This is a genomic window from Nonomuraea sp. NPDC050451, assembly GCF_044458585.1.
On sequence record NZ_JBITHZ010000005.1, the window covers coordinates 426065 to 450902 of the forward strand.

At 69.2% G+C, this 24838-nt stretch carries 23 protein-coding genes; 10 read left to right on the forward strand and 13 right to left on the reverse strand.

Annotation, left to right across the window (positions count from 1 at the left end; translation table 11 throughout):
• Positions 1-7: 7 nt before the first annotated feature.
• A complete protein-coding gene (locus tag ACIBI9_RS20535) occupies positions 8-895 on the reverse strand; it encodes a LysR family transcriptional regulator (protein WP_397223725.1) in 888 nt (295 codons plus the stop codon).
• Between the two features lie 130 nt (positions 896-1025).
• On the opposite strand from ACIBI9_RS20535, the gene ACIBI9_RS20540 reads away from it, so the two are divergent.
• The 4 genes from ACIBI9_RS20540 to ACIBI9_RS20555 are packed head-to-tail and all read left to right on the forward strand — an operon-like array spanning position 1026 to position 4866.
• Entirely contained in the window at positions 1026-1955 is a 930-nt protein-coding gene (locus tag ACIBI9_RS20540; RefSeq protein ID WP_397223726.1) for a DMT family transporter, read from the forward strand.
• Entirely contained in the window at positions 1952-3466 is a 1515-nt protein-coding gene (locus ACIBI9_RS20545) for a leucyl aminopeptidase (RefSeq protein ID WP_397223727.1), read from the forward strand. Before ACIBI9_RS20540 ends, ACIBI9_RS20545 begins: the two co-directional genes overlap by 4 nt.
• Before the next feature lie 30 nt (positions 3467-3496).
• On the forward strand, positions 3497-3865 hold the full coding sequence (locus ACIBI9_RS20550; protein ID WP_397223728.1) for a RidA family protein: 369 nt from the start codon (positions 3497-3499) through the stop codon (positions 3863-3865).
• 29 nt (positions 3866-3894) lie between these two features.
• A complete protein-coding gene (locus ACIBI9_RS20555; RefSeq protein ID WP_397223729.1) occupies positions 3895-4866 on the forward strand; it encodes a PhzF family phenazine biosynthesis isomerase in 972 nt (323 codons plus the stop codon).
• A gap of 18 nt (positions 4867-4884) precedes the next feature.
• Here the strand turns inward: ACIBI9_RS20555 and ACIBI9_RS20560 are convergent, their stop codons facing one another.
• From ACIBI9_RS20560 to ACIBI9_RS20570, 3 genes are all read right to left on the reverse strand, one after another.
• On the reverse strand, positions 4885-5205 hold the full coding sequence (locus ACIBI9_RS20560; protein WP_397223730.1) for a transposase: 321 nt from the start codon (positions 5203-5205) through the stop codon (positions 4885-4887).
• Between the two features lie 167 nt (positions 5206-5372).
• Positions 5373-6026, reverse strand: a complete 654-nt coding sequence (locus tag ACIBI9_RS20565; protein ID WP_397223731.1) for a response regulator — start codon at positions 6024-6026, stop codon at positions 5373-5375.
• Entirely contained in the window at positions 6023-7195 is a 1173-nt protein-coding gene (locus ACIBI9_RS20570) for a sensor histidine kinase (RefSeq protein WP_397223732.1), read from the reverse strand. The genes ACIBI9_RS20565 and ACIBI9_RS20570 overlap by 4 nt, the downstream gene beginning before the upstream one ends.
• An 84-nt stretch (positions 7196-7279) precedes the next feature.
• Here ACIBI9_RS20570 and ACIBI9_RS20575 point away from each other — a divergent pair, with 84 nt between their 5' ends.
• Together ACIBI9_RS20575 and ACIBI9_RS20580 are read left to right on the forward strand one after the other, a co-directional pair.
• On the forward strand, positions 7280-7765 hold the full coding sequence (locus ACIBI9_RS20575) for a hypothetical protein (protein WP_397223733.1): 486 nt from the start codon (positions 7280-7282) through the stop codon (positions 7763-7765).
• Entirely contained in the window at positions 7765-9315 is a 1551-nt protein-coding gene (locus ACIBI9_RS20580) for a multicopper oxidase family protein (RefSeq protein WP_397223734.1), read from the forward strand. The genes ACIBI9_RS20575 and ACIBI9_RS20580 overlap by 1 nt, the downstream gene beginning before the upstream one ends.
• 431 nt (positions 9316-9746) lie before the next feature.
• Here ACIBI9_RS20580 and ACIBI9_RS20585 read toward each other — a convergent pair whose 3' ends face one another.
• The gene (locus tag ACIBI9_RS20585) at positions 9747-10667 is read right to left on the reverse strand and encodes an AraC family transcriptional regulator (RefSeq protein ID WP_397223735.1); all 921 of its coding nucleotides are present in this window, start codon (positions 10665-10667) and stop codon (positions 9747-9749) included.
• Between the two features lie 223 nt (positions 10668-10890).
• On the opposite strand from ACIBI9_RS20585, the gene ACIBI9_RS20590 reads away from it, so the two are divergent.
• Both ACIBI9_RS20590 and ACIBI9_RS20595 read left to right on the forward strand, forming a co-directional pair.
• Positions 10891-12030, forward strand: a complete 1140-nt coding sequence (locus ACIBI9_RS20590) for an SGNH/GDSL hydrolase family protein (RefSeq protein ID WP_397223736.1) — start codon at positions 10891-10893, stop codon at positions 12028-12030.
• 29 nt (positions 12031-12059) lie between these two features.
• Positions 12060-12986 (forward strand): NAD-dependent epimerase/dehydratase family protein, encoded by a 927-nt coding sequence (locus tag ACIBI9_RS20595; protein ID WP_397223737.1) that lies wholly within the window; start codon positions 12060-12062, stop codon positions 12984-12986.
• A 305-nt stretch (positions 12987-13291) separates the two neighbouring features.
• Here the strand turns inward: ACIBI9_RS20595 and ACIBI9_RS20600 are convergent, their stop codons facing one another.
• The 7 genes from ACIBI9_RS20600 to ACIBI9_RS20630 form a co-directional block, all read right to left on the reverse strand.
• A complete protein-coding gene (locus ACIBI9_RS20600) occupies positions 13292-16699 on the reverse strand; it encodes a protein kinase (protein ID WP_397223738.1) in 3408 nt (1135 codons plus the stop codon).
• 261 nt (positions 16700-16960) lie between these two features.
• On the reverse strand, positions 16961-17350 hold the full coding sequence (locus tag ACIBI9_RS20605) for a PPOX class F420-dependent oxidoreductase (protein ID WP_397223739.1): 390 nt from the start codon (positions 17348-17350) through the stop codon (positions 16961-16963).
• 73 nt (positions 17351-17423) lie between these two features.
• Complete coding sequence (locus tag ACIBI9_RS20610; protein WP_397223740.1) at positions 17424-17630, reverse strand: hypothetical protein; 207 nt, start codon at positions 17628-17630, stop codon at positions 17424-17426.
• A gap of 215 nt (positions 17631-17845) precedes the next feature.
• A complete protein-coding gene (locus tag ACIBI9_RS20615) occupies positions 17846-19705 on the reverse strand; it encodes a CocE/NonD family hydrolase (RefSeq protein ID WP_397223741.1) in 1860 nt (619 codons plus the stop codon).
• A 98-nt stretch (positions 19706-19803) separates the two neighbouring features.
• The gene (locus ACIBI9_RS20620) at positions 19804-20211 is read right to left on the reverse strand and encodes a hypothetical protein (protein ID WP_397223742.1); all 408 of its coding nucleotides are present in this window, start codon (positions 20209-20211) and stop codon (positions 19804-19806) included.
• A 147-nt stretch (positions 20212-20358) separates the two neighbouring features.
• Positions 20359-21591 (reverse strand): serine hydrolase domain-containing protein, encoded by a 1233-nt coding sequence (locus tag ACIBI9_RS20625; RefSeq protein ID WP_397223743.1) that lies wholly within the window; start codon positions 21589-21591, stop codon positions 20359-20361.
• 230 nt (positions 21592-21821) lie between these two features.
• Positions 21822-22427, reverse strand: a complete 606-nt coding sequence (locus ACIBI9_RS20630) for a GNAT family N-acetyltransferase (RefSeq protein WP_397223795.1) — start codon at positions 22425-22427, stop codon at positions 21822-21824.
• Between the two features lie 20 nt (positions 22428-22447).
• Between ACIBI9_RS20630 and ACIBI9_RS20635 the strand changes: the two genes are divergently transcribed.
• On the forward strand, positions 22448-22588 hold the full coding sequence (locus ACIBI9_RS20635; RefSeq protein ID WP_397223744.1) for a hypothetical protein: 141 nt from the start codon (positions 22448-22450) through the stop codon (positions 22586-22588).
• A gap of 405 nt (positions 22589-22993) precedes the next feature.
• Here the strand turns inward: ACIBI9_RS20635 and ACIBI9_RS20640 are convergent, their stop codons facing one another.
• Positions 22994-23701, reverse strand: a complete 708-nt coding sequence (locus ACIBI9_RS20640) for an alpha/beta fold hydrolase (RefSeq protein ID WP_397223745.1) — start codon at positions 23699-23701, stop codon at positions 22994-22996.
• Positions 23702-23782: 81 nt separating this feature from the next.
• Between ACIBI9_RS20640 and ACIBI9_RS20645 the strand changes: the two genes are divergently transcribed.
• Positions 23783-24730 carry a helix-turn-helix transcriptional regulator gene (locus ACIBI9_RS20645; RefSeq protein ID WP_397223746.1) on the forward strand — a complete coding sequence of 316 codons (948 nt, stop codon included), beginning with the start codon at positions 23783-23785 and terminating at the stop codon, positions 24728-24730.
• Positions 24731-24838: the final 108 nt, after the last annotated feature.

The following is a 24838-nucleotide window of genomic DNA, read 5'->3' on the forward strand; positions in this document are numbered from 1 at the left end:
GCACCGGCTATGCCTCGCGGCGACTTCCCATGGACTTATGGGCGATGTCCCGCATACGTGTGACGTGGGGATGCCAAGGCCGGTCCGTAGGGCCGGTAAGCACGAGCCGACGGCCGAGTCTCGGTTCGAGCTCGACCATGATGAGGGTGTCCGGGAGCATGGTGGCGGCGAGTGAAGGCATGATCGCGACGCCGAGGTGTGCTTCGACCATGGCGAGAACGGTGCTGACCTCGTGGACCCTCTGCGCGGGGGCGTAGCGGGCGCCGGCCATGGCGTGCAGTTGCTTGATCTGGGGCTCGCAGCCGCTGGAGGTCACCAGGAGCGGATCCGCCAGAAGATCCTCCAGTTCGATGCGCCCGCCGGCCGCCAGAGGGTGATCCCGTCGGAGCACGGCCCGGAAGTCGTCGCCGGCCAGCAGCAGACCGCCTGATGGGAACGGGTCGGGGTCGATGAGCACGGCGGCGTCGACGGCCCCGGTCGCCAGCCATTCCTCGAGTTCGGCGTCGCTGCCTTCGAAGAGCCGGATGTCGACCCCGGGGATCTCCGTACGCCACAGGGCGAACAGTTCGGGAATGAGCCGGTGGGAGACGGTCGGCGGCGCCGCCACCCGAACGAGGCCGGTGGCGTCCTTCTCGTTGTGGGTCTCGATGGCGGCTTCCAGGGCGCGTGCCGCCGCGAGCACGCTGCGGGCGTGTGGGAGGAGGGCCTCGCCGAGCACGGTCGAGGTGATGGCGGGGGAACGGCGCACGAGCGGGGCTCCGGTGGCGCGTTCGAACGCGGCGAGTGTGTGGGAGACGGCTGACTGGCTCATCCGGAGGTGGTCGGCCGCCGCGCCGAAGCCACCGTGGTCGATCACGGCCGTGAACACCTCGAGCTGGCGCAGAGTCACGCTCATGTAGCTACCTCATGAGTGGATGAACTTCATTTATTTGCTTCATCTCTGGAGCTTACCGAAACTGAGCGGGTGACGGCACGATCAGCGACGGCATGTGTCGAGAAGACGACGCGAAACGAGGAGAACAAGCGTGAACGGCATCGCCGGCAGAGCTTGGGCATGGGCCCGTCTGGGCGTACTCGCCCTGCTGTGGGGATCGACATTCCTCTGGATCAAGCTGGCCCTGACCGCGCTGTCTCCCGCCCAGCTCACCTTCGCTCGCTGCGTACTCGGGGCGCTCACCTTGATGGCGTTGTGCCTTGGGGCGCGTCAGCATCTTCCCCGTGGGCGCAAGATCTGGGGACACCTTTTCGTCGCGGCCTTCTTCTGCAACGCTTTGCCCTTCTTCCTCTTCAGTGTCGGTGAGCAGAGCGTTGACTCCGGGGTGGCCGGCGTGCTGAACGCGACGACTCCGCTGTGGTCACTGCTGATCGGCATCGTCATCGGCACCGAACGCGGAATCCACCCGGTCCGCCTGAGCGGGCTGCTTCTCGGGTTCGCGGGAGTCGTGGTGATCTTCGCTCCATGGCAGCATGCCGGCGCTGTCGGCTGGGGAGCGTTCGCCATCGTCGCCGCGGCGGCAAGCTATGCCATCGCCTTCGTCTACATGGGACGAAACCTCGTCGGGAAGGGGGCCGCCACGATCTCCCTCTCCACGGCTCAGCTCTTCGCGGCGGCGGCGCTGACGGCGCTCACCTTGCCGGCCGACGGCCTGGCGCCGGTCCAGGCCGACCAGCGGGGCTTGATCGCCGTCGTCATCCTGGGGATCTTCGCCACCGGAATCACTTTCCACCTCACGTTCCGGATCATCGCTGACGAAGGCGCGACCAATGCCGCGACAGTCGGCTACCTGCTGCCGGTGGTCTCGGTGGTGCTGGGTGCCATGGTGCTGGACGAGGGTTTCAGTGTGCGGGTCGCCGCCGGGATGGTCGTCGTACTCATCGGTGTCGGTATGACGCGTCGAAGGAAACCGGCCGTCGAAACCTCGCGGACCGCGAAAGAAAAGGATGTCCTTCAGTGACGACAGTGACAGTGAGCATCTCCCCGGCGGTGTCGCTGCGAGCGGACGCCGTCGTGATCGGTGTCGCCAAAGGCCCTCAGGGGCCGGTGCCGGCACCGGGCGCGGAGACGGTGGCCAAGGCGTTCGACGGTGTGCTGGCCGAGATCCTCGGCATGCTCGGCATGACCGGTGCTGATGGCGAGGTGGTCAAGCTGCCGTCCCCCGACGGCGTCGAGGCCAGCGTGGTCGTCGCGGTCGGCCTTGGCGACGCCGTCGACAGCGGCGCGTACGATGCCGAGAAACTGCGTGAAGCCGCAGGTGCGGCCGCCCGGAGCTTGGCCGGCGCCGAAAGAGCTGCCCTGGCCCTTCCTGTCGGGACCGCCGAAGCCGTGGAGGCGGTGGCCCTGGGCGGTCTGCTCGGCGCGTACACCTTCACCGCGTACCGCACCCCCGGCAACGCCAAGGCACCCGTCGGTGAGCTGACCATCCTCACCGATCATCGGGGCCACGCGAGCGCCGAGGTCGCGGCACGGCGCGCCACTGTGATCGGCCGGGAGCTGAACCGTTGCCGGGACCTCGTCAACATGCCGGCGAACGACCTGTCCCCGGAGAGCTTCGCCGCCACCGTGCTGGCAGTCGGTGAGGAGTATCGGCTCGAGGTCGAGATCCTCGACGACAAGGCGCTCACGGAAGGTCAGTTCGGCGGCATCATCGGTGTCGGTCAGGGGTCGGTCAACCCGCCGCGGCTGGTGAAGATCGCCTACAAGCACCCGGAGGCGAAGACCGACCTGGCCTTCGTGGGCAAGGGCATCACCTACGACTCGGGCGGCATCTCGTTGAAGCCGGTCGGCTTCAACGAGATCATGAAACGGGACATGTCCGGCGCCGCCGCCGTGTTCGCAGCTGTGGCGGCCGTATCCCGGCTCGGCCTGCGGATCAACGTCACCGGCTGGCTGGCGCTGGCTGAGAACATGCCGTCCGGGTCCGCCACCCGCCCCGGCGACGTGCTGCGGATGTACGGCGGCAAGACCGTCGAGGTGCTCAACACCGACGCCGAGGGACGGGTGGTGCTCGCCGACGCCCTGGTACGCGCGGGCGAGGAGAAGCCTGACGCCATCGTTGACGTGGCCACCCTGACCGCGGCCATGAGAATGGCACTGGGCAACCGCATCTTCGGCGTGATGTCCAACCACGACGACTTCCGCGACCGAATCCTCGACGCCGCCAGGCGGGCCGGCGAGCAGGCCTGGCCGCTGCCGCTGCCCGCCCAGCTGCGCAGGAGCTTGGACTCCCGGGTGGCCGACATCGCCAACACCGGCGAGCGGATGGGAGGCGGCCTGGTGGCCGGCCTGTTCCTCAGGGAGTTCGTGCCCGGCGACACCGACTGGGCTCACCTGGACATCGCCGGACCGGCCTTCCACGAGGGCGCCCCCTACGGCTACACCCCCGAGGGCGGTACCGGATCCGCCGTGCGAACCCTGGTTCAGCTGGCGGAGGACATCGCCGGCGATCGCAAGCCGGCTGGCAGATGACCATGCATGAGGAATGGGACTGAAGACCGTATGACCCTTCTCGACTCCGCCGCACCCTTCGGCCACTACTCACTGGCCACGGTCACGCCGGACGGCACCATCTGGGTGTCCGCGCAGCTTCCGGTGGGCCGTGGCATCTCTTCCGATTCCCCCGTTCCGCGGCAGGCACGACAGGCATTGTCGAATGTCCTGTCGATCGTCGAATCCTTCGGAGGCAGGATCGAGTCCGTTGCCAAGGTAAACCTCTACCTGACAGACATCTCTGACTGGGACACGGTCGACGCCGTCTTCGCTGAGGTGTTCGGTGAACATCGCCCAGCGCGGACCGTGCTCCAAGTCGGCGGGTTGCACCATGGCTTTCGCGTAGCGGCAGACGCTGTCTCCTGGCGAACACAATGATGACTTTTCACTCGAAAGGGCGCGCGGCCATGAGGATCCTCTACCAGGTCGATGCCTTCACCCTCACTCCGTTCACTGGCAATGCGGCCGGTGTGGTGCTGGCGGCACAGGGCATGACGGACGCCGAGATGCTTGCGGTCGCGCGCGAGCTCAACAACTCCGAGACGGCATTCGTGCTGCCCCCGGATGGCTCTGACCATGATGTGCGAGTCCGCTTCTTCACCCCGACGACAGAGGTTCCGACTTGTGGGCACGCCACCGTGGCGGCACACTTCGCCCGAGCCGTCGAGTATGACTTGCCGTCGTGCTCATTGGTGCAGAAGACCGGCGCCGGGTTGCTCCAGCGAGTCGACGTCCGCCGGGACGGCGACCGGGTCCGAATCGGGATGCACCAGGGTGCGGCCGGCTTCGGCCCCGAGCTGGACCGCCACCAGGTGGACAGGCTGCTGCGAGGTCTGGGCGCCGGTACCGGCGACCTCGCCGGCAACGGTCCGGTCCAGGTCGTCTCGACCGGGCACTCCAAAGTGTTGGTGGAACTACGTGACCGCGCCGCGGTGGACGCCTTGAAGCCGGATCCCGCCGCGTTGACCGAGCTCAGCCATGAAGTGGGCAGCAACGGCTTCTTCGTTTTCTCCCGCGCCACCGGTGACGCCGGTCTGCTCACCTGGTCGCGGATGTTCGCCCCCGCGATCGGTATCACCGAGGACCCGGTAACCGGCAATGGGCACGGCCCGCTCGGCGCGTATCTGGTACGACACGGCATCGTCCCGGCACCGGGCGGACGACTCACCTTCACCGGGAGACAGGGAGCAGCAATGGGACGGCCCGGCGATGTTCGCGTTCATGTCGAAACCCGGTCCGACGGCAGACTCCTCGTGTCCATCACCGGTGATGCGGCAACGGCATTCAGGGCCGAGCTGCGCAGTCCCCTGCCGGACGGGCATCCAGCGGACACCATGGCGCCCGGGCCGCTGAACGAGCCGGGTCTTTCATTCGGCTGAAGCGCACGTCGATCCCTATCACGTGGCGCTGCGCCCAGAGCTGACGGCCTGCCTGCGCACCAGCCGTGCGCTGCCGGTGCCCCGGCCCCGGACCCGGGTCCGGGGCGTGCCTCGGGTGATGGTGGTACGACAGCCCTTACGCCTGTTCACCCCGGCCAGACCGGCGGCGCGCATCAGCCGGGCCACCCGCTTGTGGCCCACCCGAACCCCGTCGAGCTCGCGCAGGTCCGCGTAGACGCCGCCGGCCTCGGGATCAGCTGATCCCTGAGATGGGTCTGGCCAACCGCCCTTCGAGGGGTGCCAAAAACTGGAATACGGCGGATACGGGCCGTGCCGCAACCTCGGTTTTCGCCCCTACCGCCTGACCTGGAGTTTCCGGTGGACGCGGCCCGTTCCAGCCGTATTCCTTTCAGATGATCAAGCGAGCCCTCCACCGGCGTCGGCCCCGGCTTGACCTATCCAAGCCCGTCGAGGTGCTTCTTGATGCCGTCGTGTTTCATCACGCTTCACCCGTGCCCTGCCAGGCCGCTCTGGTGGGCGATGATGGCCAGCTGGGTGCGGTCCCTGGCGGGGAGCTTGGTGAGCAGTCGGCTGACGTAGGTGCGTGCGGTGTCGGGGCTGATGAAGAGCTCGGCCGCGATCTCCCGGTTGTTCAGGCCGCGCCCGATCGCGGCCAGGACCTCGCGTTCGCGTACGGACAGGCCTTCGACCAGCTCCGGCCTGGTTCGCGTGTGCGCCGAGGCGGCGGCGCGCATGACCTTCTCGGTGATCGACGGCGCCAGGAGCGACTGGCCGTCGGCCACGAGGCGGATGGCGTTGCGCAAGTCCTGCGGCGCGATGTCCTTCAGGAGGTATCCGGAGGCGCCCGAGGCGATCGCGTCGAAGACGTTCGCGTCCTCGTCGAACGTGGTCAGCACGATGATCCGGACGCCGTCGAGGTGAGGGTCGCCGACGATGCGGCCGGTGGCGGCGATGCCGTTGAGCACCGGCATGCGGATGTCCATGAGCACGATGTCGGGCCGGTGCTCGCGTACCGCGTCGACCGCGCTGCGGCCGTCGCCGGCCTCGGCCACGACGGCGATGTCGCCGTCGTGTTCGGCCAGCGCGCGCAGGCCCGAGCGCAGCAGCGGCTCGTCCTCGGCGATGACGATCCTGATCATGTACGGGGCTCCCGGGTCAGTGGCAGCCGGGCGGTCACAGTGGTGCCGGACGCCGGCGATCTGGTGGTGGTCAGCGTGCCTCCCAGGAGGGCCGCGCGCTCGCGCATCCCGGCGATGCCGTGCCCGCCCGCGCTCGGCTCGCCCGGTCCCCTGCCGTCGTCGCCGATGGTCAGGTGGAGCGTGTCGTCCTCGATCCTGGTCGTCACGGTGAGCGTGGTCGCGCCGGCGTGCTTGATCACGTTGGTCACGGCCTCCTGAGCGATGCGGTGGGCGGCGGTGGCGATCGTGGGCGGCACACGCGCCGGCTCGGCGGCCAGCTCGGCGCGCGTGGTGAGGCCGGCCTGCCGGGCGGTCTCGATGATGGTCTGGATGCCTTCCATCGTGTGGGGCGCGCGGTCCGTCCGCGCCGGGGAGTGCAGCATGGACACGGTGGAGCGGAGTTCGCGCAGGGATCGCGTGGTCGCGTCGGTCACGTTGGACAGCGACCGGGAGACCGTGTCATCGTCGCGTCCGACGGCCTCGCGGGCGACGTTGGCGTGCACGGTGACGATGGCCAGGGCATGCCCGATCGTGTCGTGCAGGTCGCGGGCGATGCGGATGCGCTCCTCCTGCATGGTGCGTTCGGCGCGGTCGCGTTCTCGTTCGCGTTCCAGCGTGATGATGCGTTCCTGCTGCTCGCGCAACTGGTGGCGGCTTCGCACGGTTGAGGCGAACGCGATCGCGCAGCCGATCAGCGCGGCGTTGGTCAGCAGGTCGTAAGAGAGGACGTCGCCCGGCTCGTGCTCGTTGACCGCTCGGAAGAAGGCGGACACGGCGAGCAGTACCATGCCTGCGCCCACCGGCCACCAGACGTTCCTGCGTTCGGCGGCGAAGTAGAGCGCCGCTGCCGCGGGGACGGCCATGCCGATCGGCGGATGCTCCAGGGTGTAGTAGGCGAAGATCCCGGCGATGGTCACCGCGAGCACCCCCAAGGGGGCGGCTCGGTGCGCGAGCAGCACGGCACCGAACCCGCACGCGAAAGCGTACGCGCTCCACCCGCTGTAGCCGCTGCTCGCAGCGCCTAGCGCGATGATGAGCGAGATCGCGAACGCCTGCCCACAGGCGACGAGGGTCAGGAACACCCAATCCGGGACGCCGTCAGCGTCCTGGGATCGTCCGTGCTGGAACATGCGATCCATCCTGCTCTGATATGTCTCACCCGTCCCGTCCTAGTCTGCGGCTTGACCCGCGGCGGGACGGACCGGACCGCGCAGATGTCGCTTCTCGACGTACAAACGGGTCGCGAAATGACGCTTGAGGAGCGACGCGCCGCGAGACCACGCGTTCGTACGTTCGACCGCATGACATCGAACCACCGACCTCCGGAGTCCCTTCTTCATTCGCTCAACTGGCTGCTCATCATCGGCCTGGCGGCCATCGCGCTCATCCGGCCGCTGTTTTCCCTGGTGGGTTTGTCGGACGCGCTCGGAAAGCCGGCGACGCCGATCGTCTTGACGGTCGCGATCTCGCTGGCCTGGATCCTCATCGTCGGGCTGACCCGGGTGCGCAGGCCTGTGCTGACGCTCGTGCTCGCCGGTCTCCTCTACGGAGTCGTCGCCGTCGCGACCAGCGGCCTGGTGCTGCGCGGCGGCCCCGCCGTGGTCTTCGGCAGTGTGTCCATCCTCATCACCAACCTGCTGTGGGGCGCGGCGTGCGGCTTGCTCGCGCTCCTGCTGCAACGGCTGCGCGGAGTGCGTTGATGCTGTCCAGACGTGGGCTGCTCACGCTCGGTGGCGCCGCGCTCGTCCTGCCCGCCGGCCTGAGCGCCTGCTCGGGCGGCGGAGGAGGAGGGTCGTTGATCGGGTCGGGAGGGGCGAACAACAGCGAGGAAGGCAGTGGCGGGGCGCTGCTCAACAGCGAGGTGCCCCTTCCTGACCCGTTCACCGTCGTGCTGCCCGTCCCGCCGGTCCTCCAGCCCGTGCGCAAAGACGCCGACACCGACTACTACGAGATCACCCAGAAGGCGGCAAAGGTCGAGATCCTGCCTGGGCTGTGGACGGAGATCTGGGGGTACGAGGGCATCTTCCCCGGGCCGACCGTCGTGTCACGCCGCGGCCGTCGTACGGTGGTCACCCACCGCAACGACCTGCCGGTGCCGGTCTCCGTACACCTCCACGGCGGCAGGACCGCCCCCGAACACGACGGCTACCCGACCGACGTGATCCCTGCCAGGGGCGGGGCCGCCGACGGCAGCAGGGAGTACGTGTACGCGATGGAGCAGCGGGCGGCGACCCTGTGGTACCACGATCACCGGATGGACTTCACCGGTCCTCAGGTCTATCGCGGCCTGGCGGGCTTCCACCTGGTCCACGACGACGCCGAGGAGGCGCTCGGCCTGCCCGGCGGGGAGCGCGACGTCCCCCTGATGATCCTCGACCGGTCGTTCGCCGCCGACGGGAGCTTTCGCTATCCGTCCGTGGATCCGACCCTGATGAAGACTCCGGGCGTCACCGCCGAGTACATGAGCGGCGTGCTCGGGGACTGCATCCTGGTCAACGGTGCTCCGTGGCCTGTCCTGGACGTCTCGACCGCCCGCTACCGGTTCAGGCTCCTCAACGCCTCCAACGCCCGCCGCTACCGGCTGCGCCTCGACGGCGGCCCTCCGTTCGTGCAGATCGGCAGCGACCAGGGCCTGTTGTCCGCCCCGATCGAGCATGAGGCGATCGAGATCGCCCAGGCCGAACGCTTCGACGTCATCGTGGACTTCTCCGGCCACCGCGTCGGCGACGAGATCACGCTCGTCAACGACCACGGCAGCGGCGGCACCGCTCAGGTGATGCGCTTCCGGGTGACCCGCCAGGAGACCGACGACAGCGTCGTACCGGACCGGCTGGCCGACGTCGAGACTCTCTCGGACGGTGATGTCATGTTCGAGAGGGAGTTCACCTTCGCGCGCGGCGGGGCACAGGCGCACGGCATGACGCTGTGGACGGTCAACGGCAAGCCGTTCGATCCCCAGAGCATCGTGGCCCGGCCGAAGCTCGGCGCCACCGAACGATGGATCATCCGCTCGCAGAACGTAGAGCACCCCATCCACGTCCACCTCGCCCCGTTCCAGGTCGTGGGCAAGGACGGCAACGACGACCCCGGGCCGTTCAACCACGGGTGGAAGGACACCGTGAACCTCGACAGCGGCGGGCGGGCCGAGATCCTCATCCGGTTCGACGGGTTCCGCGGCAAGTACGTCTTCCACTGTCACAATCTGGAGCACGAGGACATGATGATGATGGCCAACTTCGAGGTCGTCTGAACGCGTTGGTCGGCCGTCATCACCGCATTCGTGCCGGAGCCGAAACCGCACGGTTTCCCAGGCGGTGAGGGTGGCCCGCCGGCGGGCGTGGGGCTGTTCGGTTTCCCCGCGTCTCGGCTGGGCCCGGGTGTAGGAGCGGTAAGTGGGGGCCGGCCCGCCGTCGGTCGACGCTTGTTCTGGGACCGGGTGTTCGGCGCAGATCGAGCGGGACGGGCCGCTGCTGGTGACCGGGCCCCCGGGGGTGCCACACCGGAATACGGCGGTACGGGCCGTGCCGGGGCGCCGACCGGGCAGAACCGCGTACTGTCCCGTTCCCAGAACGGCGTCTTCCCAGGCGTCGAGGCCCGAGGCAGGCCTGCGGCGGCGTGGGGCCGGATGGGCTCCCGCAGCGTGCTGTCCGACTGGTGCCTTCCCAAAGTCTGGGCGTGCGGTCAGCTCACCTGCCGTTGCCGCCGGTAGCGGCCCGGGGCTATGCCGTACTCGCGTTTGAACGCCTTGGCGAATGCGTACTCCGAGCCGTAGCCGCAGCGTTTGGCGACGGTCTGGAGTGGGGCGTCGGTGCCGCGCAGGAGTCGGGACGCGGTGGTCATCCGCCACCAGGTGAGGTAGGCCAAGGGTGGCTGGCCGACGGCGGTGACGAACCGTTTGGCGAAGGTGGCGCGGGACACGCCGGCCCGGGTGGCCAGTTCTGCGACAGTCCAAGGGTGTTCGGGGCGCTGGTGGATGTCGTGCAGCGCGGTGCCGATGGCCGGGTCGGTCAGGGCGGCGGCCCAGCCGGTGGCGCCGGGTCCGGACTGCTCGTCGAGCCAGGCACGCAGGACATACAGCAGGAGCATGTCGATGAGAGGAGCCAAGATCGCTTCGGAGCCGACGCGAGGTTCGCGTAGTTCGTCGCCCAAGAGGTCGACGGTGGCGCGGAGCGAGCGGTGGTGTCCGACCCGGGCAGGCAGGTGGATCACCGGCGGCAGGTCGCCGAGCAGCGGATGCGGGCGGACGCGGTCGAAGCTGTAGCAGACACAGAGCATCTCGGTGGCGGCGCCCGGGCCGGGGATGTTCAGGTCTGTGATCAGCGATTCGCCGTCGCGGACGGGACGGAAGTCGATCAAAGGGCTGCCGGGCCGGTCCGCCAGCACGTGTCCCTGCCCCGGCGTGGTGAAAAGCACGTCGCCGACGCCGAGCGTCAACGGCGCGCTGTCAGGGGAGATCAGGCAGCACGTGCCCTGCAGAACGATGTGGCAGCAGGCCGAGTCGCCGACCGGGAATCGTACGCCCCAGGGTTCCCAGCATCTGGTGCGGCCCGCGTACGGCCGTCCGGCGCGCATCGCGGCGAGCACGTCACCGAGAACATCCATGACCGAAATCTAGCATGATCATATTAGACGCAGGAACATTGATTTCAGACGACAGGATATTCAGCGTCTGTCATGGACTCCCTACGGTGGATCGCGGACAAGTTATCAATCTTGATGTCTGGGGAGCGCCACCGTGTCTGTCATGCCACCGACCAATACAGCCGATACCGGCCTTGCTCCGGCCGCGACTGCGACCACCTGGGCCGCCGCCTGGACCACTTCGATGCAGCGTCCGAGTGCGAGCTTCGCCCCGAACTGGTCCGAGGAGGGCTTCGCGCGCCAAACCGTCCGCCAAGTGGTCCGGGTCACCGTTGGCGGCGACGCGGTCAGGATCCGGCTGTCGAACGTCTACGGGACCGGCCCGCTCACGATCACCGGGGCCACCATCGCTGCCTGTGCGGGTGGCGCCGCCATCCAGGAGGATACTCTTCAGCACCTCACCGTCGATGGGGAGCGGACGTTCACGATCGCGGCCGGTGCGGAGCTCGCCAGCGACCTGACGCCGTTCAGGGCGGCGCCGCTGGACAAGGTGACGATCACGTTCTATGCGGCCGAGCCGACCGGCCCCGCGACATTCCACGCCCAGGCACTGGCGACCAGCTACCGCGCCGACGGTGACCACCGGGACGACGCCGACGGCACGGCGTTCGCCGAGACCTCACAGTCCTGGTACTACCTGAGCGGGCTGGACATGACCGGCGGCACGGCCCGGCCTCCGGGCGTCGTCCTGTTCGGCGATTCCCTCACCGAGGGCGTGGGCAGCGCCCCGGACGCCGACCGCCGCTACCCGGACGCGCTCGCCGAGCGCCTGGCCTCGGCGGGTCGACCCCGCGCCGTGCTGAACCAGGGCATCGGCGGCAACCGGGTGACGGTCGACTCGGCCTGGCTCGGTGACAGCGCGGTGTCCCGGTTCCGGCGCGATGTCCTCGGTCAGCCGGGCGTGGAAACGGTCGTCATCCTGCTGGGCATCAACGACATCGGGATCAGTGAGGTGGCCGCGGCGTCGCCGTTCCCCACCTTCGCGCCGTATACCGAGGTCTCCGCCGACGAGGTCATCGCAGGTTTCCGCTGCATGATCCAGCAGGCCCGCACCGCAAGGCTGAGGGTCGTCGGGGCCACGGTAATGCCCGTAAGGCCCTCGGCGTTCTCCACCGCGCGCAGCGAGGCCAAACGCGCCGCCGTCAACGCCTGGATCCGCACGTCGGGCGAGTACGACGCGGTCATCGACTTCGACCGCGCGGTGGGCTCGCCTGAAGACGCGTTCCGGATCGACCCGGCCTTCGACTCCGGTGACCACCTGCACCTCAACGACGCCGGATACCGCGCCATGGCCGACGCTATCGATCTGTCCGACCTCGGCTGAACACCCCGCATCCCCACGAAGGAGTCTCGATGTCATTCCACGTCGTCGTCGGAACCAGCGCCTCCGGAATCGCCACCGCGCGCCTGCTCGCCGAATCCGGTGAGCGTGTCCGCATCCTCAGTCGGCGTGGCGGCGGGCCCGAGCATCCGCTGATCGAACCGATCGCCGCCGACGCCCGCGACGCCGCCCGGCTCACCGAACTGACCAGCGGCGCCACGACACTGTTCAACTGCGCCACACCGGCATACGACATGCTGCCCGTGGAGACCCCGGCACTGGCGGCCGCGCTGCTGACCGCGGCCGAACGTAGCGGCGCCGGGTACGTCAACCTGAGCAACACCTACGGATACGGCCCCCCGGCCCCCGGCGAGCCCATGACCGAAGCTCTCCCCATGTCGCCGACCACCATCAAAGGACGGGTCCGGGCGCAGATGTGGGAGGACGCCGTCACCGCCCACAACGAGGGACGGATTCGATTCACCGAAGTGCGGCCCGGCGACTTCATCGGACCCGGCCAACTATCGATGTTCAATCTGCTGATCGCGCCGCCGGTGCTGGCCGGCGAGCCTGCGGTCGTACCCGCAGACCTGGACGCACCACACAGTTGGAGCCACCCCGGCGACGCCGCAAACGCATTGGTCACCCTCAGCCGCGACGAGCAGGCATGGGGCCGGGCCTGGCATGTGCCGCCCATCTCCGACGCCACCGTACGCGAGGTGACGAAAAGGTTCGCCGAACTGGCCGGAGCTTCCGCGCCACAACTGATCAGCATGTCACCCCTGGACCTGCACAACGCCGGCCTCGCCGACCCGATCATCGCGCAGACGTGGGAGATGCAATATCAGTACCAGCGCCCCTTCATCCTGGACGCCTCACTGACCGCGAAGACCTTCGGCCTGACCCCGACCCCACTCGATGACGTTCTCCTGGAAACCGCCAAGTCGTTCGCTGACTAGTGGCTCCCCGAGCGACGATGCTGCGCGCTTCGGCGCGGTCGAGGGCGCGGTACACCGTCGCGCGGCCAGTGATACGGGCTGGTCAGATCGTAGACGTTGGTGACCGCGCGGGCATCATGCACGGCGCTCCCAGCCGGCACGAACCGAGCGTTCGGAGACTCCTCCCGCAAGAAAGTGCGGTCGGTCAGGTCACAAGCAGGCCGCTTCGCCGCGCGCGGAGGCCGAAGAGTCAGTCGTGCTCCAGGTGCCACGGTCGGAGTGCCGGCTAACCGCTTTCGAGGGCGATGACCTCTTCCAAGGCGCGCTCAAGGGCAGCTGTCGCGGTACGGAAGATCCGGGACATAGGCCCTCCATTCAGCGGTGGTGAGGGAGCCACTCGTCCGCCGGCAGATCGCCCGGATGACACCGGCAGGTTCGATGACGTGCGTCCGCGCCACCCCGTTCAGGTCAAGGGTGACGACGCCGGCCCCGTCAGCCGTGAAGGCGATCGACTTGAGCTGCCCCATTTCCGAATCCTGCCCTCCCCCGGAGTCACGCAGCGTACCGAGGCTCGTTCCTGTGACCGGATCGAACAACCGCACCTTGCCGTCTGTCGCGCCGACCGCGACGACGTCGTCACGCGGGGAGTAGGCGGCGATCGACAGATCGCCGGCCTCACCGCGGACGACCGGCCCGCGGCGCTTGCCGGCGGTGTCCCACAGCGTCAGGCGTCCTCGGGAGTCCAGAACCACCACGCCGTCGCCCTTGTGGAGGAAGAAGACCCGGAGGCCGGCGGTGTCCCTTCCGCCGGCGCCGAAGGGCCCGGTCACCGACCCTCCGGTGGCGGCGTCGAGCAGGCGCTGGCCGGCACCGGCGAAAGCCAGCCGCTTGCCATCGGCGGAGAAGGCCACGTCGTTCGTCTCCGGGAGCGCCGCGCTCCAGAGCTTCCGCTTGGCCTTCCAGTCCCATACCTGGGCGGCGTACCTGAGCACGCCGCGCCCGTCGTCCGGGCTGCGCAGGACGAGCGCGAGGCGGGCGCCGTCCGGGCTGAAGCTCACCACGTGGGGCTCCAGACCTCCCGGGTCAGGGGCGATCTTGCCCAGGACGGCTCGCGAGGCGACGTCCACGATCTTCACCGTGCCCTGGTCCACCGCGGCCAGCAGCCTGCCGTCCTTGCTGAAGTACGCCTCCTGCATGGCGGGCAGGGCACCCACCGCCCTGCCGCTGCGCACGTCGCGTAGCTGGGTCCTGTCACCGGTCTGGGTCACCGAGAGCTGCCCGCCCGGGCTAAGCCTGCCGAAATTGGTCGAAGAGTCCGCCGGGGTGGCGGAGAGGTCGGAGACGTCGACGGAGAAGACCCGGTCCTCGACGAGGTAGCGGAATGTCCGGCCGTCGAAGGCGCCCTGGGGCTGCTCGCCATCGGTGTCCGTGTTGCCCAGCAGCGGCACTGTGGTGAGAAGCTGGGCATCGGCCATCCGCCAGAACTGGACCTCCTTGTCGGTGATCGAGGCGAGCAGCTTCCCGTCCCCGCTGACCGTCACCGCGCCGCCGTTCCAGGTCCCTTGTGTGCCGGCGCCGTCTTTGACGCCGATGTCCACGACGGACCTGTCCTCGACGTTGGTCAGGCGCACCGACTTCGCCCGCGGCGTCGCCAGCCACCTGCCGTCCGCGCTCGCCGTCGCGCCGGCCGTGGAAAGCCTCGTGCGCTCGCCGGTTCGCGGATTCCACTGCTGGTTCTTGTCGGGCTCACGGATCGCCACCGTCCGGTCGTCCACGCGAACGATCTCCGCCCAGCTGTTCACGAGGTCGAGCGGGCGATCGAAGACCCAGGTCCCGATGGCCGTTCCGCTGGACAGCTCCCAGGCCCGGATCCGCTTGTCCGTCAGGACGACGATCGTACGGCCCGAGGGCGCCAGGGCCACCGCGGTCACCTGGTCTCCGGCCAGCCCCAGCCGGGTGATCTGGCCGGTCCGCTTGCCGGTGCGCACGTCCCACACCTGGGCGGTGTCCTGGCTGACACCGGCCAAGGTACGCCCGTCCGCACCGAGGGCCCGGACCGTGTCACCGGCGCTCACCGGATCCGTGAACGTCGCCGACTCGCGCTGGGCGAGTGCCGTCATCAGCCCTGCCCTGGTGAGCGGCGTGCGGTCCAGGCTCCACGCCGCCACGCTCAGCCGCATCGCCAGCATCGGATCGGTGACGCGTACCTGTTGCGCGAGCCCGGCCAGCCGAGTCGCCTCCGCCCTGACCAGCGACGCGGTGACCTCCTCGGCGCGCCGATCGGCGATCAAGCCCTGCTGGACGGCCAGCGCTCCGGCCACCAGCGAGATCACCAGCAGCCCGCCGAGGGCGAGCGACACCAGCCGGGCACGCCTGGCGCCGCGTCTGGCCAGGTCCGCACTCGCCTGGAGGAATCCTCGCTCCACCGGGGCCAGCGTGATGTCGCGCCGCGAGCTGGCCGCCCACTGCAGGGCGTTGTCCAGACTGCTGCCGCGGAACAGGTCGCCGTCTCGCCGGCCGGCCCCGTCCCACCGGCGCGCCGCCGTGAGGATCTCCCGGTGGACCGCCAGCCCGTCGCGGTTGTTGTCGATCCAGTGCCTGTACCGGGGCCAGGCGTGCGGCAGGGCCGGCCGGGCCAGCCAGATCTCCTCGCCGTCCCTGGCCAGGAGGTACGTGAACACCTCCAGAATCCGGTTGATCGCCGCCGCCTCGTGCTGTGCTCTTCCCTGGAGGAGCTCGGCCCGGGCCGCCCGCCGTCCGGTCAGCTGCCCATGCTCGTCCACAGTGACCAGCCGCAGGAGAACCTCGGCCACCAGCTCGCGCTCGGCGGGCCCGAGCATCGCGTACGCCTCCTCCGCCAGCGCGCCCAGCGCCGGATCGTCGGCCGGCACCGCGATCCGGGTGGCCTCGCGGCCGCCCTCGGCGAGCAGCCCGGCGATGTCCAGCCGCCCGCCGCCGTTGACCAGGCCGAGCAGCAGCCCCCGGGAGGTCGGACGGTCGAGCGGATCCTTGGCCAGAGCGGCGGCCACCAGCGGGTGCAGCGACCCCGGCAGCACGCTGAGGTCCGGGCTGGCGGACAACACGCGGTGCATGACCCCGCCCAGGCTCTCGGCCTGGAACGGGTCCTCGCCGGTGGCGGCGAACATCACGATGCCGGCCCAGGCGAACACGTCCGCCGGCGCGCCCGCCCGGTGTCCGGTGAACACCTCCGGGGCCATGTACGTGGGCGTTCCCGCGACCAGGCCGGTCTCGGTGAGCGACATCTCCAACGTCCGGGAGATGCCGAAGTCGATCACTCGCGGGCCGTCCGGCCCGAGCAGCACGTTGTCCGGCTTCAGGTCACGGTGGATCACGCCCGCCTCATGGACGGCGGTCAGGGCGGTGGCGATGGCGGTGGCCAACCGGTGCAGGTCACCGCCCGCGAACCGGCGGCCGCCGAGGACGACCTGACGCAGGCTTGGCCCTTCGACGTACTCACTGACGATGTACGGGCGAGGCCCCTCCAACTGGGCGTCGAGCACGCGCGCGGTGCAGAACGAGGCCACCCGCTGCGCGGCTGTCGCCTCCCTGCCCAGCTGAGCTGCCTGGTCGCCGTGCAGGACCTTGATCGCGACGCGGCGGGCGTCCTCCGTGTAGGCCTCATAGACCACACCCTGACCGCCCGCGCCCAGCCGCCCTGCCAGCCAGTACTGCCCCAGCCGCTGCGGATCCCCGTCGAGCAGTTTCGTCGCCATGCGTCATCCCGTCCGTCAGTGACTACGCGTGATTCGATGCACCCGGCCCGGACAAAGTTCGATCACGACAAGCTCACTCGTACGGCACCGAGGATGCGCGAGCAGGACCTCAGCCTGAGAGGGGCCGGCGACGGCGCGCGGCACACCGTGTACCGGCGAACGCACCGACGGCCAAGCGAGCGCAACGACTCTCAGCTGAAGGTGTGTCATCGCGAGCGGCAGCGCCACCTGCCCCTTCTCAAGCGCTTGGGATCGCGTGCTTCAGATCCTGCGGCTCGCCCTGGGGCCGTCCAGGCCCCACGAGATGATCTGGGTGGGGGTGATTGTGATGATCTGCCGGGACAGGCCCGGGAGCGGTGGCTCGTGGTCTGTCAGGGCCACTGCCGAACCGCGGATCTCGACGCCGCGCGGCGTCCACGGGTCCGTTGCGGCGAGGTCGTCCACGACGAGCGAGGCGGTGCTGCCCTGCTGGACGTTCCTGAACTTCTTGGTGGCTCCCAGGGCGCCGCCGCCGATCGTGATCGTGCCGGCGGCGGCGTCGACGAAGAAGTTCACGGGGTTGTTCTGGACCTGGCCGGCCGGGGAGACGGTGGCCAGGCGGCCGAGCGGTTGGCCGGCCAGATAGTCGAGTTCGGCTTTGGTGAAGATCATGCGAATCAGCCTGCAATCTTGATAGTGGCCCGGTCAAACCGGGCCTTTCTGATTTTGAGGGTGGCCTGGCGCGTCATACGGCGGTGGGCTGGTCGTAGAGCCAGGCGGTGGCCTTGTCATCGAAGCGGCGGAAGAAGACCGGTATGACGAGGTCGTTGACCGCGACCACCTCGTCGACCGGTCCGTCGAGCGCTTCCTGGGGTCCCGTACCGCGGCCACCACCCATGTCGGCCACGCCGAGACCCGCGCCCGCCCGACTGCCGTGGCCGGGACGGAGCATCCGCGCGCCACCCCGAGCAGTACGCCGCGGTGATGGAGCGCTGGACCGGCGCGGCCGCCGCCATGCTGCCATGAAGAGGCCGGATCGCTCCTGGCTGCGATCGTGTTCTTCGCCGTCCAGCGGCATTTCGTGTCCGGCTTGTGGTGGCAGGTGCCGGCAAAGGACGTCCGAGACGTCATGCGTACGGTCGAGACCGTCCCCGAAGGCCGATCAAGCTACTCCCCGCTGGACGTACCGGTGACCAGCGGCAGCGAGATCGACGTGCCGTCCAGGTCGACGGCGACCTTGGTCCCGGTGCCGGTTTCCGCGTCTCCGAGGTCGGAGTTGGTTCCGGTCAGTACCAGACCGAGCTGGTGCCCGGCCTTGAACTCGTAATCCTGCGGCAGCATCTTCCAGGTGATCTGGTACGACTTACCCGGCGTCAGCGGTGTCTGGCGGCTCAGCGACGTGTGGTTCTGCGCGTCCAGGATTCCGCGGGAGACCACCTGGAAGCCGGAGGTCACCGTGTTGTCGGCCATCCTGAGGTAGCAGCCGTCGTCATCGGCCGTGCGCTCGCCGACGCAGTCGCTGCCGTCGGCGAGTTTGAGGCCTTGCCACCCGTTGGGGTCGGCGCCGTGGATGCGGGTGTCCTGGCCGTAGTCGACGAGCAGGACGCCCAGGTTGGCGGTCGGCCTGTCCAGCTTGAGGCTCAGGCTCACCGTCGGCGTTCCGGACACCCTGATCGCGTTCTTCAGCGGCGGGGTCAGGTAGGCCAGCCGGTTGGGGTTGGCGGTGGCGGGGTCGGCGGCCATCGCGGTCTCGGGCTGGGCGGTGTCGAGGTAGCTTCCGGTGCCGGTCGAGGGCTTGCCGCTCAGGGAGCCGTCCTGCTGCGGGCGCAGGGTCGTCGTCCGCGTCGGCGCCGGCCAGTCGGCCTGGGTGATCCAGCGGTCCGGGCCGAGCTGCACGTCGGCGCGGGGCCGGCGCATGATGTCGTTGGAGACGCCCATCAGTTCGTGGTCGAACCACTGGTGCAGGGTGTCGACCCACACCTCGCGGCGCGCCCAGAACGGGTCGAGGTGTCCGTACTGGGTCACCCACACCTTGCGCTCCACCGAGCGGGGCAGCCCGGCCCACCACGTGGAGAACTGGCTGCCCATCACGTTCCGGTCCTGCATCCCCACCACCGAGAAGACGCTGGCGCGCACGTTGCTCGCCTTCGAGACCGGCCCGGTCCGGTAGTCGAGCTCGCGCCAGTAGGCGTTGTAGTTGCCGGTGTCGTCGTCCGAGCCCTCGGTCATGCGCTGGTGCGCCGCCGCGCATTTCTCGTCCGGATCGAGGTCGATCCGTTGGGCCATCCATTGCTGCCCGCCCTTGATGTCCGTGAGGGTGCCGTTCTCGCGCCACATCCCGTACCGGTTGCTAGGGCCCGCGAGCGGCACGATCGTCTCCAGCCCCTGCACGCCGGTGCCGGCGACGCCGATGGCGAGTCCTCCTTCGTACGAGTGGCCGATCATCCCGGTACGTCCGGTGGTCCAGGAGGCTTTGACCGGATCGCCCTGGTCGTCGTAGGCGGTCGCCCGGCCGTTCAGCCAGTCGATGACCGCCTTGCCGCCGAGCACGTCGGAGGGACCGCCGGTGGTCGGGCAGCCGTCGGACAACCTGGTGCCGATCATGTCGACGGACACGAACGCGTACCCGCGCGGCACGAAGTAGTTGTCGTAGAACAGCGGAAACTTCGTCACGTTCCCGTCCGCGTCGTACTTCTTGTGATCCAGCTCGAAACCGACACCCGGTTCGTCGTAATACGGGCTTTCGTGCATGATCACTGGGACCTTCAGCCCGGAACCGGACTCCTTCGGCCGGATGATGTCCACCCGGACCAGGTCCTTCTTGCCGTCGCCGTCGCTGTCGACCGGCGACTGCACCCGGACGTGCTCACGGATGGCGTCCTGGTAGGAGAAGACGGGCTGTGTCAGCCCGCCGGAGACTTCGATCTCCGGCTCCGCCGTCGCGGATGCGGCGGGAGCACCGGCGACCACGAGCGCGGTCGCGAGTGTGACTGCGGCGAGAACCCCTCGCCGTTGCGAGGTTGACATGTGTGTCCTTTTTGGTCGGTTGCTGTCATCGGTGAAGCCCTCGTCGCCGTGTCACCGGGGCCCGGGCAGGACCCCGGTGACCGCGGGTCGACATCGCGTCAAGCGGCGTGGAGGGCTTCGCTGATCTTGCGGATCATGTCGGCCAGGGTGGGGCTGGGCCGGTCCTGGTGGGTGCGGGCGGCTGCTTCGACGGCGACGATGACGGTGCTGCGGAAGTTGTCGGCCTCTGCCGGGTCCTGCTTGTTGAGCAGACTCATGGCTGCTGTCAAAGCGGGAAGCACGTGGTCGGCGATTGCGGCTGCGGACTTGCCGTTCAGGTTGATGTCCCTGGTCTTTTCCGCGAGCACGTGGCCGACCAGCCCGGTCGAAGAGGACAGGGCGATGGAGCCCTCGGTGGCGATCTTGTGGGGCTTGCCGGTGGCATCGGCGGCGGCCAGCAGCGAGACGGCGCCGTAGGCGGCGGTGCGCAGGGTGGTCTTGTCCTGGTCGGTCAGGGTGACGGACATGGTGGTGTGCTCCTTGTGTACGGCTGAAGCTGTTACGGACTGCGGTTGACGGACGGATGGTGCGATGCCGTCCTGTCTCGATGGCTCGGGGCGGGGCCGCCTGTTGGGTGTCGTGGGTTGAGGGCGGACCGGCGTGCGGGCTGGGTGTCAGTCGTCGATGGCCTGGTAGAGGGTGGTCCAGAAGTCGTGGATCAGGCGCGCCGGATCCGGCGTGGACAGCCCGACCTGGGTGAGCAGGATGCCGGTGAGCTGCTTGTCCGGGTCGGCGTAGACGGTGGTGCCGGTTCCGCCGTCCCAGCCGAACTGGCCGACGGAGGCGTAGTCGCCGCGGTAGGTGCGCACCGCCATCCCGAAACCCCAGCCGCCCTGCTGCCCTTGGCCGAAGGACACATGGACGTTGTCGGTGGCCAGGGCGTTGCGGGCGGCGTTCTGCTCGGGCGTCAGGCGGTTGGTGGTCATCAGCTCGACGGCGGGCCGGGACAGGATCCGTTCGCTGCCGTGCGTCCCGCCATTGAGCAGCATCCGGAAGTAGGCGTGGTAGTCATCGACGGTGGAGACCAGCCCGCCGCCGCCATGCTGGAAGGCCGGAGGCCGGCTGTAGCGTCCGCTCGCGGCCTCGTCCCAGACGTGGAACTCTCCGGTCTGCGGGTCCGGGGCGTAGCTCGGCGGCAGCCGGTCGATCTTGTCGGCGGGCACGTGGAAACCGGTGTCCTTCATCCCCAGAGGGGCGAAGACGCGTTCGCGCAGGAACGTCTCGAACGTCTGACCGGTGACCCTGGCGACCAGCACAGCGAGCACGTCGTGGCTGAGCTCGTACTGCCACCGCTCTCCGGGCTGGTAGGCCAGCGGCAGCTCGCCGAGGCTGCGCATCCACTTGTCCGGCTCGGGCGCCAGGCCCGTTTCCGGGTTGTAGTTGGCCTGCTCCAGCACTGCGGCCATGATCGGGGAGCCCATCAATGTCAGGTCCACGCCGAGCCCGAACGTGGAGGTCAGCAGGTCCCGTACGGTGATCGGCCGCCGCGCCGGCACGGTGTCCTCCAGCGGGCCGTCAGCCCGCGCCAGCACCTGCCGGTCGGCCAGTTCGGGCAGCCACTCGTCGACCGGGTCGTCCAGCCGCAGCCGGCACTCATCCAGCAGGACCATCGCCGCCGCCATCGTGACCGGCTTGGACGTCGAGGCCATCCGGAAGATGGTGTCCCGCCGCATCGGCGCGCCACCGTCATGGCGCATCGTCCCGATCGCTTCGACATGCGTCTCACCACCCCGGCTCACCAGCGCGACAAGCCCGGGAATCTTCCCGGACTCGACATGCCGCGCCAGCACCTCACGCAGCCTACGCAGCCCTGCCTCGGAGAAGCCGCTGTTGCCGTGTCCCATCATGAATCTCCTTGCGTAGTTCGATGTGCGAGACCTGCCCTGGCCTGGCGCTCATGGCTTCGATGAGCGCCGCTCGGGAGTAGCCACGGCTGAACTGCTCATGGCAGCCACCATGGCCGACCGCTCTGATACCGGGCCGTTGCCGTCCTGACGCGCCCGCTGACACGACACCGCAGGGTCAGCGCGCGGGCTGGTCGGCCAGGTCGAGGGATCCGGTGATCCTGCGGGCCGTCTCAGTTTGGAAGGTGCGGTGCGGTCCGGTTCTCGCCGGTCATCTCGTCCCTGCCTGTACGTCCAGTTGGTACTCGTGGCTGCGGCGATGCTCGCGGAAGCCGAGGCGCTGGTTGACGGAGAGCATGTGGACGTTGTCCTGGGCGTTGTCCGTCTCGATCTCGGTGAAACCAGCGCATGTCGTTCATGGCGCACTTGGCGGCGGCGAAGGCGCCGGCCAGGTCGTCGGGCACAGTCCTGGTCCAGGCGACCAGCGCGTAACCGGGCGGCGCGGCGTCCGCCGCCCTCGTGTCGGCCGCGGCCACGTCAAGCAGCAGGTGGATGAAGGTCAGTACGCGCCGGAACCCGTGTGCTTCGCAGAAGGCCGCCCCTGGCCCGCGGTCCGCGGTCACGCCGACCATGCAGCGGCGCTGCTCCACCCGCGCGGCGAAGACTGCCTGCGCCAGCAGTTGCGAGCCCACACCGCGACGGCGCCGGTCGGGATGGACGTACAGTTCCAGTTCGCTCAGGTGCTCCCGTCCCGGCGAGTCGAACAGCCGCGGCCCGGCGACCCCTTCCACTGCTCCGTCCGGCCCGGTGGCCAGCCAGAGCAGACGGCGGCTGTCCAGCCCCCGGTAGTGAGCTGTTCGTGCACCTGCTTGAGGCTCGGCGGTTGCTCTCCGGGCAGGTCGTGCTCGGTGGAGGCGGCCACCACCTCTACCGGGCCTACCCCAAGCTCGGCGTCAACTCCCGCCGCGAGCTCGCCGGCCTCGTCCTGACGGACGGCTGACTCCCGAGGACCTGCCGTTGGAGCCTCGAGACCCGAAATCGGCCGCTCCACCGCTTTCGCGACACACGTGGGACGCTGACCAGCAGTCCATCGAGGTGCCCAAGACCCTGCCCCCGCGCCGCAGCCGCCGACGACCTCGCCAAGGTGCTGAACTCGATCTGGAGCCGCCGCCCCCGCCGTCCAGCTGTACGCACTGCTGGCCGGCGAGGTCACCGACGCCGAAATCCGGGCAGCCCGACGCCGCCGCGACCGTCGCTGACTTGCTGATCATGCGTGGCGTAACACCCGGACGGATCGTTTCGCCGCCCCGTGTCGGAGGCGTCGTCCAGCATGCCGCAGGGAAACCGGCGGCGATCACAGGCCTGGTCATGAGCATGAACCAGGCTCGGAGGCGACGTGAGGTCGTCAGAGCAACGCGGCGAGATCCGCCGGTCGCGAGAACATCGGCCAGTGGCCGGTCGGCAGCTCGACAAAGGTCCATTCGGGTGTGCCGAGCGGGGCGAACGCCGGGTTCCCCGAAGCGATCAGCTCGCGGATCAACGCCACCGGCATCGTCGAGGCGACCATGGTCTTCGGCGTCGCCGGGATCTGCAGCGGCCGCTGAACCGACTGGGTGACCGCGCCCCACGGCTGCGGCGTCGCCTTCGCGCGGATCTGCGCCCAATGCTCCTCGGTCAGTCCCGCGAACATCCCCTCCCCCGGCTCGAAGGAGGGCACCTCGAGCGCATAACCGTCCCCCACCTGAGCGCGCCAGGCCTTCTGGGTGCCCTCGTCATTGAAGTCGATCACCGCCACACCCGACGGCAGCGGCGCGGTGTCGACGTAGACAACCCGGCTGAGCCGCTCGGGATGCCGGTCGGCGACCGCGGTCACCGGGACGCTCGCCCCGCTGTGCCCGACCAGGACGACCTCCTCCAATCCGTCCATCGCCGCGAGGATGTCGGCGACATGGGTCTCCACGCCGACCTCCGGCGACAGTTCCCCAGCCCGCTCCGCCAGCCCCGTCAAAGTGACCGCCCGCACCTGGTGTCCGGCCGCGCGCAGCTTCTGCGCCACCTGGTCCCAAGCCCAGGCGCCGAGCCAGAAGCCGGGAACCAGCACATAGTTCGCCATCTCATCGTCCTTCCAGTGAGCCGATGTCGCTACGCTAAAGCCGATAGCGGACAGAATCCGCCCGGATTAAGTGGGTGACCTGTGTCATATCCGGCGACCCGGATGCTGGCGATGCTCGAACTGCTCCAAGCACACCACGGGCTGGGCGGCCGCGACCTGGCGCAGCGGCTCGGCGTGGACGAGCGGACCGTCCGGCGCTACGCCGCCCGACTCGCCGAACTGGGCATCCCGGTCGCCGCCGAGCGCGGCCGCTATGGCGGCTACCAGTTGATGCCCGGCTACAAGCTGCCACCGCTGATGCTCACCGACGACGAGGCCACCGCCGTGGTTCTCGGCCTGCTCGCCGGACGCCGCCTCGGCCTTGCCGCCGAGGCCACCGAAGCCGCCCTGGCCAAGATCCGGCGGGTCCTGCCGGCCGCACTGCGAGAACAGGTCGGCGCGCTGGAAGAGACCTTGGACTTCACTCTCGCCGAACGTGCGGCGCCAACGCCCGCGAGCCGCGCCGTGCTGACCCTGGCCGCCGCGATCCGCGACCGCCGCCGGGTCACACTCCGCTATCGCTCCTGGAAAGGCGCCCAGACCGAACGCGAACTGGACGGCCACGGCCTGGTCTTCCACTCCGGCCGCTGGTACGTGACCGGCCACGACCACCGGTCCGGCGAGATCCGCACCTTCCGCATCGACCGGATCTCCTCCATCGTCCCAGGGACGGCCTCCTACGAGATCCCCGAGGAGTCCGACCCGGTGCGGCAGGTCACCGCGTCGCTGGCCCAGGTGCCGTATGCGCACATTGTCGAGGTCATCCTGCACGTTCCCCTCGCCGAGGCCGCCCGCCGCATCCCGCCGTCGGTGGCCACACTCACCGAAACACCGGACGGAGTCCTCCTGCGGACGCGAGCCGAGTCCCTGGACGGCATGGCCGCCATGCTCGCCGGGCTCGGCTTCCCCTTCACGATCTCGTCGCCGCAGGAACTGCGCACCGCCGTCCGACGCCTGGCCCAGCGCCTGCTGGAACAGCCGTTGGAATGAGCACTCCCCGAAACGCTCTACGCGCAGAACCGCAGGTCAGCCCCAACAGCCGGGTTTCGGGCACCCAGAGGCCTGGCCATCTGCGCGACCCGGCGTCGCACCGACACC